Annotated in this window: 13 protein-coding genes and 2 pseudogenes; 7 read left to right on the forward strand and 8 right to left on the reverse strand. The window is 34.9% G+C overall.

Annotated features, from left to right (window positions below):
• Nucleotides 1–133: 133 nt before the first annotated feature.
• Nucleotides 134–385: pseudogene (locus tag PSA_RS08900) on the reverse strand (IS110 family transposase); the annotation flags it as partial.
• Nucleotides 386–483: 98 nt separating this feature from the next.
• On the opposite strand from PSA_RS08900, the gene PSA_RS08905 reads away from it, so the two are divergent.
• Complete coding sequence (locus tag PSA_RS08905; protein WP_059364884.1) at nt 484–885, forward strand: hypothetical protein; 402 nt, start codon at nt 484–486, stop codon at nt 883–885.
• 722 nt (nt 886–1607) lie between these two features.
• Complete coding sequence (locus PSA_RS08910; protein WP_042144567.1) at nt 1608–3395, forward strand: choice-of-anchor I family protein; 1788 nt, start codon at nt 1608–1610, stop codon at nt 3393–3395.
• A gap of 58 nt (nt 3396–3453) precedes the next feature.
• On the opposite strand, the gene PSA_RS08915 is transcribed toward PSA_RS08910, so the two are convergent.
• Nucleotides 3454–3981, reverse strand: a complete 528-nt coding sequence (locus PSA_RS08915) for a GNAT family N-acetyltransferase (RefSeq protein ID WP_082305803.1) — start codon at nt 3979–3981, stop codon at nt 3454–3456.
• A 523-nt stretch (nt 3982–4504) separates the two neighbouring features.
• Here PSA_RS08915 and PSA_RS25160 point away from each other — a divergent pair.
• Together PSA_RS25160 and PSA_RS08920 are read left to right on the forward strand one after the other, a co-directional pair.
• Nucleotides 4505–4675, forward strand: a complete 171-nt coding sequence (locus PSA_RS25160; protein ID WP_157575759.1) for a hypothetical protein — start codon at nt 4505–4507, stop codon at nt 4673–4675.
• Nucleotides 4676–4800: 125 nt separating this feature from the next.
• Nucleotides 4801–5037: a hypothetical protein gene (locus tag PSA_RS08920; RefSeq protein WP_042144569.1), complete on the forward strand. Its 237-nt coding sequence runs from the start codon at nt 4801–4803 to the stop codon at nt 5035–5037.
• 28 nt (nt 5038–5065) lie between these two features.
• Here PSA_RS08920 and PSA_RS08925 read toward each other — a convergent pair whose 3' ends face one another.
• From PSA_RS08925 to PSA_RS08935, 3 genes are all read right to left on the reverse strand, one after another.
• Complete coding sequence (locus tag PSA_RS08925) at nt 5066–6253, reverse strand: ABC transporter permease (RefSeq protein WP_042144571.1); 1188 nt, start codon at nt 6251–6253, stop codon at nt 5066–5068.
• Entirely contained in the window at nt 6240–7178 is a 939-nt protein-coding gene (locus tag PSA_RS08930; protein ID WP_042144573.1) for an ABC transporter ATP-binding protein, read from the reverse strand. The genes PSA_RS08925 and PSA_RS08930 overlap by 14 nt, the downstream gene beginning before the upstream one ends.
• 111 nt (nt 7179–7289) lie before the next feature.
• Nucleotides 7290–9047, reverse strand: a complete 1758-nt coding sequence (locus tag PSA_RS08935; protein ID WP_042144575.1) for an ABC transporter ATP-binding protein — start codon at nt 9045–9047, stop codon at nt 7290–7292.
• Between the two features lie 160 nt (nt 9048–9207).
• Between PSA_RS08935 and PSA_RS08940 the strand changes: the two genes are divergently transcribed.
• On the forward strand, nt 9208–10101 hold the full coding sequence (locus PSA_RS08940) for a TetR/AcrR family transcriptional regulator (RefSeq protein WP_052379927.1): 894 nt from the start codon (nt 9208–9210) through the stop codon (nt 10099–10101).
• Between the two features lie 97 nt (nt 10102–10198).
• On the forward strand, nt 10199–10552 hold the full coding sequence (locus PSA_RS08945) for a hypothetical protein (protein ID WP_042144576.1): 354 nt from the start codon (nt 10199–10201) through the stop codon (nt 10550–10552).
• A 28-nt stretch (nt 10553–10580) separates the two neighbouring features.
• Here the strand turns inward: PSA_RS08945 and PSA_RS08950 are convergent.
• A protein-coding gene (locus PSA_RS08950) for an IS3 family transposase (RefSeq protein WP_127924094.1) occupies nt 10581–11656 on the reverse strand; the annotation gives its coding sequence in 2 pieces (ribosomal slippage) (nt 10581–11407 and nt 11407–11656; 1077 coding nt in all).
• 75 nt (nt 11657–11731) lie between these two features.
• On the opposite strand from PSA_RS08950, the pseudogene PSA_RS08960 reads away from it, so the two are divergent.
• A pseudogene (locus PSA_RS08960) lies at nt 11732–12622 on the forward strand (TMEM143 family protein); the annotation flags it as partial.
• A 23-nt stretch (nt 12623–12645) separates the two neighbouring features.
• Here the strand turns inward: PSA_RS08960 and PSA_RS08965 are convergent.
• Together PSA_RS08965 and PSA_RS08970 are read right to left on the reverse strand one after the other, a co-directional pair.
• Nucleotides 12646–13029 (reverse strand): hypothetical protein, encoded by a 384-nt coding sequence (locus PSA_RS08965; RefSeq protein ID WP_052379928.1) that lies wholly within the window; start codon nt 13027–13029, stop codon nt 12646–12648.
• Between the two features lie 59 nt (nt 13030–13088).
• Nucleotides 13089–13577: a Tfp pilus assembly protein FimT/FimU gene (locus tag PSA_RS08970; RefSeq protein WP_042144583.1), complete on the reverse strand. Its 489-nt coding sequence runs from the start codon at nt 13575–13577 to the stop codon at nt 13089–13091.
• Nucleotides 13578–13766 lie beyond the last annotated feature (189 nt).

A 13766-nucleotide genomic window follows, 5' to 3' on the forward strand; every position in this document is an offset into this window, starting at 1 on the left:
ATAGTAACCAGCGTAAGCTTTTAATTTCTGAGTGGGGTTTTAATATCAATGAGATATTTTTGCCTGTCTAATTTTTTTAAATTTTTTTTTAATTTTTTTTATCAGCATCATTGGCGTCATTCTTTTCATTTTAGCGATAGGGAATAACAAATTTAGACGCCATAATACGCACATCATGACCGAGTTTGGTAAATTCCCTTGCCTAATAGTGAGCACCGGAGCAAGCTTCCATTGCAATAATACAGGGTGGCAGTTGTGTTATTTCCTCTAATAGCTTGTTTCTTTTGATAGTTTTTCTTAATTTACACTTGTCATGCTTATCAACACCGTGGATACTAAAAACTAATTTGGCTAAATCAATGCCAACAACTTTAATTAAAGACATATGGGCTCTCCATTTTTTGATTGTTTACACTTTCAATATGGCACAAATGCCAATTGGATGGGGAGTCCATATCATTCGTTAGGGAGTTATTCAAGGGTATGCGTTATTTTCAAGTTTTGTTACTCATTCTGGTTGTTTCAGGATGCGCGTCAACTGAGAGCAAAGAGGCTGATTCAAGTAAAGCATCAGCCGAAAACGCTATGCAACATGTTTACCTTTCTGGGGTAATCGCTAAGTTCTATTGTGATAATTCTATCTGGCCACAATCATTAAACGTACTAAATGAGTACTCAACTCAAAACCCAACTCCAATTGGCTCAAAAATAGATTGGAATTTGCTATCCCAAAATGATGTAACGTTTAATGTTGCAACTGATATATACATTAGAACACCCGAAAATACCGCTACCGGTAGTATGTCGGTAAGTTCAACTCATAAATACCCTGGTTGCAACGGTGATAGTATTAAAATTAATTTTCAGCCTGTGTTGGGTGGCTAAACTCCCTAACACATATGAGCATTAACTCTGTCAATAGGCAATAGTGTTCTTTTTGACCGTTTTTTGCAGTGACGGTCAAATGTAAATCAATAAACAAACTCGTTTACTTCGTATGTCGATGCGGCTGTTAAGCAAGTAGCTTACGGCAAACACATATAGAGGCTCTCTTATTGCGATCTCATCGCTGCCTGCTTTAGTTCATATCCTTATAACATAGCATGGGCACTACGACTAAATGGATTTAGGAGGTAGAATGAAGCAGGATGCCAGAATCGAGACATTCATCGGTTAACCTAATCAAGGCACTATTCAAGCATGTTGGTTGCATAATGTGCACCAGTTAGTTTCAGGCTCAAGTCAGGTGCAAGCGACTTTGCTTATTGTATTAATGCTTACGAACTGAGCGTTTAATCAAGTCAAGAGACTTAGGTGATTAGGCATATAACCACGCTAAAGTTTAATGGCTATTAAGTCACCCAATTAATTGATGCTCAACCTTATATCTAGTTAGACGTTCAGCTCACTCAGTACCTTTATATTGAATATAGGTCGCTCATTTATTTCAGCAAAATATAACCAATCGATTTGAAATTTAAATGTTGTGTAAATTACCGTCTTAAAACTTGTCACACAGCTGTCGTTTATTTGAAATATCCTTGTCATCTGAAACTGTTTTCATGTGCGGATAACTTTTCTTTCTAATAAAATTTAACGAGTTGTAGATGAAAAAATCAATAATTGCACTGACTTTAATTTCAATGTTATCTGCTTGTACATTTGATGGTAGTGATGGCAAAAATGGCGCTACAGGTGAGCAAGGCCAAGCAGGTGACTCAGGTAATAATGGACTTGATGGCAAAGATGCAAGTCAATTACTTAATATATCACTTGTCGGACGTTCGCAACTAAACGCAGAGTCTCCAGAAGGGGCGGCTGAAATTGTAGCGTATCATAAAGCTTCACAAAAAATTTATGCCATCAATAGTTCCGGTGACAAAGCAGTTGTTGAGATTTTATCTACGCAAAATTTAGATGCTGCTTCTTTAGAAAAAGATAGTGAAGGTACTGTTAATAATACTAATATGTCGATTTTACATACAATTGATTTATCAGTTAATACAGCTGGTGATGCTAATAGCATCGCTATTTCAGATTCAGATCATTTATTAGCAGTTGCTATGGCTGGCAATACAGGTGTCATGGGCCATATTGCATTTTATGATATATCTGTAGAGTTACCACAGTTTATAAAAAATGTGCAGGTTGGTTATTTACCAGATATGGTGGCTTTTTCTCCAAATGGTAAAAAGGTTGTTGTAGCCAATGAAGGTGAACCTATGGGTGATTATTCTATTGATCCTGAAGGGTCTATTTCTGTGATTGATATTGACTCAGGTATGCCAAAAGATTCTGCGTTTAGCATAGATCTTAAAAGCTTAAATAATCAGCAGGCGCAATTAGCAGCGCAAGGCGTTTTATTTTCAAATCCTGCGGGTCGCACTATTAATGGTAAGTTAATACAGACATCAGTTGCGATGGATTTAGAGCCTGAATATGTTGCAATATCTGATGACAGTTCAAAAGCTTTTATTACTTTACAAGAAAATAACGCGATGATCACAGTTAATTTAGAAGACAACTCTATGTCAATTAAGGGGTTAGGCTTTAAGGATTGGAGTAACCTTGATTTTGATGCATCAGATAAAGATGGCGGCATTAACTTTAAAAAATACCCAGGCCTAAAAGGCATGTATCAACCTGATTCGGTTGCTTCATTTTCTTGGCAAGGTGCTGACTTTGTTGTGACTGCTAATGAAGGTGATGGGCGTGAATATTTCTTTGATGCTGAAAATGAAGCCGCTTGTATGATTGCAGGAGGTTTAGATTATGACGAAGATGATGGCTGTTTAGCTTATACCAATGAAATAAGAGCTGAAGACCTTAATTTAGGTGCTAATTTTGATTACTTAAATAATGATGATAATGATATTGGTCGATTAAAAGTATCTTCAGAAATGGGAGATATCAATAATGATGGCGAATTTGATGAATTGTATACTTTCGGTGGCCGTTCATTCACAATTTGGGACAGTAATGGTTTAGTTGTATTTGATTCAGGTGATATGGTTGATCGCATAACAGCATCTATTCATGGTGAAGCATTTAACAATGATGAAGATGAAAACAAAGGTGACACACGTTCAGATGCAAAAGGTGCTGAGCCTGAAGCGCTTGCAATAGGCGACATTGGTGAACGTAAATTTGCTTTTGTTGGCCTTGAGCGTATGGCAGGTATTATGATATTTGATATCACCAACCCTTATAATACGCAATTTGTTGATTACTTTATTAATCGTGGTACTTCAGAAGGTGCTCAAATCACAGGTGATTTAGCGCCTGAGGGAATGAAGTTTGTTTCTTCACAAGACAGTGCGACTGGCGAAGCTTTATTAATTGTTGGTAATGAAATATCAGGCACAGTAGCTGTTTGGCAAATTTCAGAAAAATAACACATCAGAGCTGAGAACATCTTATTTAAAAGGCACTGTTAAGTGCCTTTTATTTATCTTAACCTATCTCAAAAGTGGTAATTCCAAATACTTTATCTTTATTGGCTGGAAAACATTGTTTATCATAATCTAAAACTTGAGCAAGGGAGTCTTTAGAAATCTCTTGGGTATTTTTATTCAGGTTAGATGTTTGTTTTGCATTAGATTGATATCGGTAGTTTTTATAATAAGGAACATACCCGATATTTTTATAAATCTCCATATTTTCTAATACGCCATCTATGCCAATATTGCGTTCACCACAGTATTTGAGTCTATGCTTTGTAAGCGCTAAACCATAACCTTTGCCTCTATGCTCAGGTGCAACTATGTATAAGCCACAAAACGCAAAGTGCGCGTCATAATTTACTGAGCTGCCAACTGCAACAATTTTTTTATTAATTTCACCGACAAAAAAACCATTAGGATCTGCTTTATAAAGTAATTCTGCATCATGAAGTCCAGGATCCCAACCTTCAGATTTAGCCCAATTAATTGCAATGCTTAGCCATTGTTGTTTCATTGTCCGAATATGTAACTTAGGCATCTTAATATTCCCTTTAGCATTAAATTTTTCAAATAAACACGCAGGTGGTGTGCTTTTTAAATTCGGCCAAGCAATCGCGGCTTTTTTTACTGTGGCGATACATTGCAGGACTGAGCATCGTATCGGCATAAAAAATTGACTGAAATGGGTGATTTATCCAATACCGAAATGCTTGAGTTATAGCAAACTAGAAAGTATTTCCCCCTTTGCGATACTTTGGATAGAAGGCGGCAGAAGCCTTTAGTAATACATCTTGTTTATGATGAGGTTTAAGCTAGTTTTTTGTTTGTTGAAAATCAAAAGTATCAAATTTCATTTGTCATACTCCCAAATGCTATTTCGATAAAAATATCACATGTTATTATAATTTAAGAGTTTTATGTAAGTTAACATACCTGGTATATTTTTGGTAACTTTCGCTTTCATACAAATTTGTATGGTTAAAATGGCTTAAATCTAAGGGTAAACATTTCTACCTAACTGTTCACTGATTGACTAGTTTAAATATTAGTGGATCAGTTCTATGAAACAAGATGTTAAATGCAAATCACTTTCTTGCCATATTTTTGGGCTATTAGGCGCTACTTTACTTTTAATTTCTTGCGGTAGTTCTGAGGAAGTTAAAGCAAAAGTATCAATTGAATCAAATCCATCAGTTGCAACTGAAGTTGATACAGCAATGTTTTTGATTTAAATGGTAGATATTATAATGCTGACAATAACATTTTTACTGCATTAAATTATCTAGACCCTGAAGAAGGTGATTCAGTTGTTCAAGGCGAATTAGGTTACTTTTTTGGCGAATACTTTTTAGTTGCCGTGGGTAAATCAGATATTGATGATAGCCCATTTACATTTCGTACTAAATATATGACACAGTTAACAGGCGATAGCTTTCTAAATGTAGAGCTAATGACTGATGATGAACTAGATGGTGTTGTAGATTATTACTTTCCTTCACAAACCAGCATAGGTTTAGGTTTAACAACACGTGACACTTATGATGCGACAATTAAAGCGAATCTTGAGATTCGCTTTTTAATTTGTAAATTATAGTTATTTAAATTTAGGTCAAAAGATTAAACTATGAAACAGCCCATTTAAACATTTCTTTATAGCCAGGCTCTTTTCCATACATTATCATGCCCATTTTAAACATTTTTCCAGCTAGTCTTCTTGCATACCAACAAGTGATGCCAGTAGAAGTGATTGCTAATAATGTTTGCCACATAGGGACTTCTATTAATGCCATTTTAACCGGCATCGCCGCAAATGCAGTTAGTGGGAAATAGCTTAATACAGTCATAGCTAAACCACTTGGGCTATCCATAACCATAAAAGTTAAAATCATAGGTACTAATGGCAACATCATAAATGATGTTTTACCACTATGATTAGGGTCATCAATAGCTGCGGCAATCGCCGCCATAAAGGCTGTCGCTAAATAGAGTCCCAAAATAGAAAATAATAAAAACCAAGGTAGTAAAAACCAATCAATAAAAGATAAATCAAATGTTTGTCCATTGAGGATCACCTGAAAAAAGCCAAAACCTAATACAATTGATATTAAAGTGCTTGTCATTGCTTTTAGTGCCAGAAGCATTTGACCTAAAATTTTACCATCAATCCAAGTTTGCGAGTCCATACAGGCATAGAGTTGCTCAGTGACACGCTGTTGTTTTTCTCCAGTTATAGAGACAAATATTTGAGCGAATGAAACAAAAATACCTAAACCAATTAATATTAAAACACCTACAGCTGTTTCACGGGAGGTGTGCTCTTCAGATTTTATCTTAGTATCTAAATAATGGTTTTCAATGAAAATTGGATTTTTAATTTGCTGAAGTTGCTGCTGTGTCAAACCCAAACTTTGTGTGACTTTGGCGCTGTAATATGTTGTTAATACATTTGATAAATCTTTTTGCCAGCTATGTTTACCAACACTATAGAGTTTAAAAGTTGTTATTCCTTTATCAACCATTTGCTCAACTAAGATAGCATCAATTAGTTCATTATTAAGTTGCTCTTTTAATACAACTTCAGGCTCAGAAGCTTTTTTAAACTCAAATAAGTCAAACTCACCAATTAATGGGCTTTGTGAAATCACGGCAACTTGATATTTTTCAGATGATAATCCTTGGCTGTTATGCCAAAAAAAGACCATAAGTGCGATGAGTAACATAACTGCTTTACCAATCAATTCCTGCTTGATCTTAAAAAAGTGCATAAACTCCCATTTGGCAACTAACCAAGTTTTATTATGCTGCGTCATCTTGTATTGCTCCTTTATGGTCAGAAATTGCTTTTAAGTAAAGCTGATGTAAATCCATTTTTTTACTTTCTAAATTATCTATATGACCTAATGTCATAAGTTGCGTAAGGGCTTCATTTACTTGATTTGTATCGGCTAAATTTACTACAACTTTGTTTTTAGATAAGGCTTCATACTTAAAACCATTTAAAGCAAGTGAGAGTTGTTTAATATTAAATGGTGTTGCAAATTCAACTGTCAGTTGGGTACCTACACCGACTTGTTGCTGTATTTGAGTTAAATCACCATATAATACGGCTTCTCCTTGGTTCATTAATAACATGCGGTCAGCTAGTTTTTCTACCATAGACATTTGGTGAGCACTTAATATTACTGTCATGCCTTGTTGTTTTAAATCGGATAAAAACAACACTACTTTTTCTTGATTGATAGGATCTAAACCTGAAAAAGGTTCATCTAAAATAACAAATTTTGGTTGGTGTAATACAGCATTCACTAGCTGTACTTTTTGCTGATTGCCTTTTGATAAGGTTTTAAGAGGTTGATCTTTTCGATCTAGTAAATCGAATTTCTCTAACCAGTGTTCCATGCGTTTGGTTGCTTCTTTTTTATTAATGCCATGCAATTGTGCAAAATAATGTAGGTTTTGCTCTAACGTTTTTTCTGCATATAAACCACGATCTTCAGGCAAGTAACCTAAAGCCTCTCCAGGTATTGCACTGTAAATCTCATCATTAAACGCTACCTGTATTTCCCCCTCATCTGGGTGTGTAAACCCAACAAGCATGCGTACTAAAGATGATTTTCCTGCGCCATTTGGTCCTAATAAAGCAAATATTTCACCTTGCTGTACTGAAAAACTTAATTGTTTAACAGCTTCAACTTTTGCATAACGCTTTACAACATTGTTTATTGTAATTTGCATGATGTCTCCAATTTGTTATTTTTATGGAGGTTATTTTACTTAAAATAAAAGGCAATAATGTCCCGAAAATCACTTTATATTGCCATTCATCATTTAGAAATATGCATCAACTTAAGCTTCATTGACCATATCGGGCAACTTAAACTGCTTTTCCATCAAGTTTCTATAAAAACTTTGCTCTTGCATGAGCTGTTGATGCTGACCGCTCGCGATTATTTTTCCATCTTTGAGTAGTAATATTTGATCTGCATGTAACACTGTACTTAACCTATGTGCTGCAATTAAAGTTGTTCTGTCATTGCAAGCTTGTTTAAGTGCCTGTTGAATTTTATCTTCGCTGTTAGAGTCCAAACTTGCTGTTACTTCATCTAATATGAGTAAGGCTGGATCTTTTAAAAGCGCACGAGCTAATGCGAGTCTTTGTCTTTGGCCGCCAGATAGACTAATGCCTCTTTCGCCTATCTGTGTATCCAACCCTTTATCTAAAGTTGCGATATAAGATTGTAAATCAGCATCATTCAAAGATTGTTCAATTTGATTTTCTGAAGGTTTCTCGTCTAGCCCGTAAATTAAGTTTTCATAAATAGAGCCAGATAAAACCGGAGAGTCTTGAGCAACATAACCAGTTTGTTGATATAAACTTGTTAAACTACTATTGTCCAATGCTTGAACTCCAAAATAAATTTGGCCTGCTTGTGCATTATAAAAACCTTGTAATAAAGAAAATAAACTCGACTTACCTGCACCTGATGTGCCCACTAAAGCAGTTGTTTTCCCTGCTGGTAGCGTAAAACTCAGCTCTTTAAATAGGTCTGGTTTATTTTTATAAGCAAAGTTGAGATTTTTAAAACTGATATCTTGATTTTTTATGAGAATCGGTAAACCTGATAAATTTTGCTGCTTGAGTTTTAGTATTTCTGAAATCCTAACAGCCGCACCCGCTGCTTTATTAAACATGGCAACAAACATACTCAATTGTGCGAAGGGTGCAACAACATTAATTAAATACATTATAAATGCCACAAATGTACCTATGGTCATATCGCCATTGCTTACTAACGTCGCGCCATAACCAAGCACACAAATAATCGTCGCCATCACTACAATATTGATTAGTGGTGACATTATTGCCAGTAAACGTGTTTCTTTCATCGAGATATTATAAATTTGGTGAAACTTCTCGTTATTTTTATTAGCTTCAACTTTATGAGCATTATGACTTCGGATCAGGCGTATTTGAGATAAGACTTCAGTTACTCGCGCCATTAAATTTGCTTCTTCATCTTGTAAAGACTTAGATAATGAAGAAAGCTTAATTGTGAAAGGTAAAATAACTAGAAAGCTGATAACGACAGCGCTAAATAAGACGGCTGTTAAGCGCCAATCTAACCACCATAAAACAAAAAATGAGCCAATGAGTAAGATTAAACCTGAGATTAATGAGTGACTACCTTGACTGACAAAATCTTCAATTACTTCAGTATCTTTAGTTAACCGATTTGCAGGTTCTCCAGATGCTGTTTTGTCAAAAAAAGAAATAGGTAAATGAATTAAATGATTAAAAAACTTCTTACGTAATTTTAATTTTTGTTTATTACCAAGTAAGCCCAGTAAGTAGCTTAAAATACCACTGGCAATAGAACCAATAATTAATACTCCAGCCAGCATAAAAACAAGATGCCAAGAAAGCTGACTCGTTAGATTAAGCTCATCTAAAAGGTATTTAGTTTGTAGTGGTACTAAAAGCCCAAGCACTGCTTCAATTAAAATTAAAGCAACACAGGCAATGATCAGTTTGACACCTGGGTTGGAAGCTTTTAGTAAGCTTATTAAATCCTTATAGTTAACAGTTTTTTTATCTTCTTTCATATTATCTCCATATACATTGAAATAATTTCTATTGTGATAATTCGATTTTAGACTCAGCGCGACCTTAAAGTCAAAATAAAAATGACCGACCGGTCATTTTTATTTATTTTTAAAGCGCGATATCAACTGATACAATCGTAGGAAATACTTAAAATATATAATGATGCTTGATAAAAGATTAAAAATTGTAACAGCAGCTGAGACTTTGTTTGATCAAAAGGGTTTTAAATCAACAAGTATGCAAGAGATAGCCATTGAGGCAGGAATATCTAAAGGTGCAGTATATTTGCATTTTAAATCTAAAGATGAGCTATTGCTTGCTGTATGTGAAAGCCACACTAACCATATTTCTAGTAAAGTAAAAGAGATATTAAATGATAACTCTATGGCACCTTTAGAAAAGCTAGCAACTCAAATTAGATTTCAGTTTGAAGAAATTCAAGATTATCAGAATTTCTATCAATCTTTATTTAATGATGAAGCAATTAAGCTAAATCAAGAATTCATTATTTATTATCAAGAATACAGAGTTGAATGGCAGCAACTTCAAGAGGCATTTTTGCTTTCAATCTATGGTGAATCAGTCAGACCTTGGATTGTAGACTTGGCTGTATGCCTAGATGGTTTAGTGACAAGTTATTTAAGTTTAGCTATGCTTGAGCAAATTAAATTAGATATTGACCCATTAGTCAGTTGGGTAGTGCGCAGTATTGATAAAATTGCCTCAAATCTAGAGTCTGAAAAACCGAGCTCAGTCGTATCAGCTGATATGCTCTCTGGAAGAGAAGAGATAAATGCAAAAAAAGCTGAGCTTAAATCTAAGCATATAGAAAAAGCTTTGACACGTTTAATCGAAAAATCGGCTGGTTTGAAGATTAACCTAGATGCGCGAAATACATTAGAGGTAACATTAGCGCATTTAAAGACGCAACTTGAGGCACAAAAGCAAGATAAAGTGATGTTAAGAGCATTACTGGCAGGATTGCGTACATATCGAGGCTTAAGTAAAGAAAGGCAGTTATTAGCACAAAGGTTAGATATAGAATTAGTTTAATACAACACTCCATCTTAGTTAAATGATGAGTAAATCATTTGTTTTGCTTTATTAAACGCATACAATAATGAAATTATTTAATATTATAATTTAACTTATGACTGCAGACAGATTTATTCCATTTAGAAAGCAAGATATTGTAAATATGTGTTTGCAAGAAATTGAAATTCAAGATTTAAAAGTTTCATTTACACAGTTTTGTGAAATACTCTCAAGCCTAATCCATTATGACTATCATAATTTATTAGACAACCTTAAAAGTAATTACGCACCTTTTGATCCAAATTCAGATACCCGTTTAATAAAAACATTCACGCCAAATGAAAGAGCTAAATGTCAAACTGCATTTGCGAAGGATTTTGCAAAAGTATTAGATGCCGCCAATTTTGAGATGCTCACAGAGCAAGACTTAAAAGATGCATTGAGTGAGGTGACCTTTCCCCGAGATTAGAACCAATTTTTTGATGAGATTCTTTATATTATGCTGCTCTTTTCGCATATTCAACAGGCGGCAAATAATTCAGTGAGCTATGTGGTCGAACTGTGTTGTAGTGCTTGCGCCACAAATCGATTTCATATCGCGCTTCATCTAAGGTTCTAAACCAGTGTTGGTTCAAACATTCATTTCTGAACTTCCCGTTTAAGCTTTCAACAAATGCATTCTGTGTTGGCTTGCCTGGTTGAATAAAGCCCAGTTGTACCTCGCTTTCCTTGCTCCAGAAGAACATCGCTTTACTGGTGAATTCGGTTCCATTGTCGCAAATCACTTTCTTTGGTTTTTCCCGTTGCTCTATCAATTCACTAAGAAACCGAGCCACCTGTCGTCCGCTAATAGAAACTGAGACAAGTTGACCAACCATTTCTCGTGAAAAATCATCAACTATATTCAATACACGAAAGCGTCTCCCATTACTCAGTTGGTCCGATACAAAGTCCATAGACCAACGTTGGTTGGGGGTTGTAGGAACCTCAATAGGCTGCCTAGGGCGTGTTAGCTTCTTACGCTTCTTAGTCCTCACCTGTAGTGCTTCTTCAGTGTAGAGGCGATAAGTGTGTTTCCGATTGACCACTAAGCCTTCGCCTTTAAGCAAGCCATGAAGCATCAAATAACCGTATCGCGGATATTGCGCTGCCAGTATTTTCAGCCGTGTACGAACGGAATCATCCGTCTTATTCCTTAGACTATATCGAAACCCTGTTCTACTCACACCAGCAAGCTTGCAAGCCACCCGTTCACTCAAACTAAATTCGTCAATGAGATGTCGGACGACCGGTTTCCTTGCTGCTGGCGTTACCACTTTTTTGACAGTACATCCTTCATAGCCTCAACTTCCAACAATTTATCTGCAAGCAACTTCTTTAGTTTATTGTTCTCAGACTCAAGATCCTTGAGTCGCTTGGCTTCGTTGACTTCCAATCCAGCATATTTACTGCGCCAGTTGTAGAAAGTACCTGAGGATATGCCCATCTCTCGACAGATGTCATCTACCTTTGCACCAGCCTCATGTTGCTTGATGGCCTTGATAATTTGTTCTTCGCTGTAACGTTTCTTCATTTTGAGATCTCCATTGTCTCCAGTTTATTGGAAATCTCATCAATGTCATGGTCTTATTTTTGGGGGATAGGTCAGAGGGTACGATTAGAAGTTGAATTTGAAGATTTTGAGCAAGTGGTTTTTTATTGCAGAGGTGAATCTCAATTAACAGATTCTATTAGCTCCTTTTGGGGTTTTCGGAAGAAAACAATTCATTTTACTAATTATGATCGTGTAGCAGTTTTCATTACTTTTAAAGATAAAAGCTATTTTGATAAAAAAAGTAAGCAGCCAGTTGGTTTTGAGCCTAGTTCCACTATAGTCAAACTATTCCAAAATGTGCCAAAAGCAGATTTAGAAATGCTATTTCCCAATAGTGAAGTAAAAATGCGACCAATAGATAAAGCGTTTATTGGTGTTTCAGCAGTTGTAGGTGGTGCTGTTATATTAGTTACTAAATTGGGAGCTTCACTTATTTTACTTACTGCGTTATTCGCCTTTTGGTTTGGTTTTAGATCTGAAACTGTTGAAATGACGCAACAACACTTTATGTCTTTTGCAATTGGCATGGGGGTATTTGGCGGCTTTATTTTTAAAGAGTGGAGTAAATTTAAAAATCGTAAAATTAAATTTATGAAGGCGCTTTCTGATAATCTTTATTTTAAAAATTTAGATAACAATGCGGGGGTATTTCATACTTTAGTTGATTCTGCTGAAGAAGAAGATTTTAAAGAAGCGATACTAGCCTATACATTTTTACTTAAAGAACCTCATGGGCTTGAAGCTAGCGCTCTTGATTCCAAAATAGAGTATTGGTTTAAAAGTAAATATCAATGTGAACTAGATTTTGAAATATCAGATGCCTTGTCTAAGCTTGAACGTATGCAGTTAGTTGTAATAAAAAATAATAAATATTGTGCAATAAAGCTTGATGAAGCTAAAAAGCAATTAGATAGTCATTGGGATAATATTTTTGATTATTCGTAAATATTATCAGATAGGGTAAATATTTATGAGTGGCGACTTATTTTATCTAAATAAGCGTCTATTTTATCTTTAGCTGCTTGGCTCATTTTACCTGTATGTTGTTGTTCATTGATAATTGTTTCAACTTTATCTATCCAATGATCAACATTTTTATTTTTTCTAAAGCCAAAACCTTGTTTAATCTCAAATAGATTAATCCAATGATCACTTAACCGCCCATATTTCATCATTTTATAAAAAAGACTGTTTTTTGCATCATGTCTACATAATACATCTGTGATTAATAAAATGATTGATATTGGGCTAAGAATAAAATCTCTAAGGGCATCGGCGCCCAGTTTTAATTGAAATACAAAGCCTTTTTTAATGAGTATCCAACGAAAATTTTCAGGTTGATTATTGTCCATGATACTTTTAACTTCCTTAAATGATAAAACAATTGTAACTTAGATTAAAAACCAATTAATTAGCAATTACTGGTTTGTACTGCATAAGTCGGTTTTAAGTTTAATCCTGCTGCCTGTGTGTATCTAAAATAGCAATTATTATCAGCGACTTGATTGTCTCTAGCTGTATCATAACCAATATAAGTATCTGTAATGCCTTGATACTTAATTTTTAAATCACTCGAAAGTGTGATCCGTTTTTCGATATCAGTATTATCTAAGTAATTCCATTTTAAGCGTGTATCATAAGTGCCATTTTTATCGGTATCGACATCAATTAGGTCTGCTCTTCCTGGTACTGGCAGGGCTGCATAGCTTGGTAGTTGAGATTGAATATACATAAAATCATTGGCTGTTTTTATACTTACTTCTATTTGACTAAGCACTTGTAATTTAGCGTCTTTAGATAAAGATAAAAACTTTGGCAGGGCGGTGACTGCAATGATAGCCAGAACAACTATTACAGTGACTAATTCGATTACAGTAAAACCTTTGTTTAAATTCTTCATATACGCCTAATAAAAAATATGAATGTTTAGTACTGTATCGTTTTTACAATACAATACTTAAACAATACACTTGTTAGGAAATAAATTCAAAAGGTTGCAGCACAATTGTGCTATGCCAGATTATCTGTAGATTAACTTATATGATTGAAAATAGTTTTAATTTTTTGCATTGTAAAATAATGTTTTAGT

The organism is Pseudoalteromonas sp. '520P1 No. 423', from assembly GCF_001269985.1.
In the GTDB taxonomy this organism is placed as follows: Bacteria; Pseudomonadota; Gammaproteobacteria; order Enterobacterales; family Alteromonadaceae; genus Pseudoalteromonas.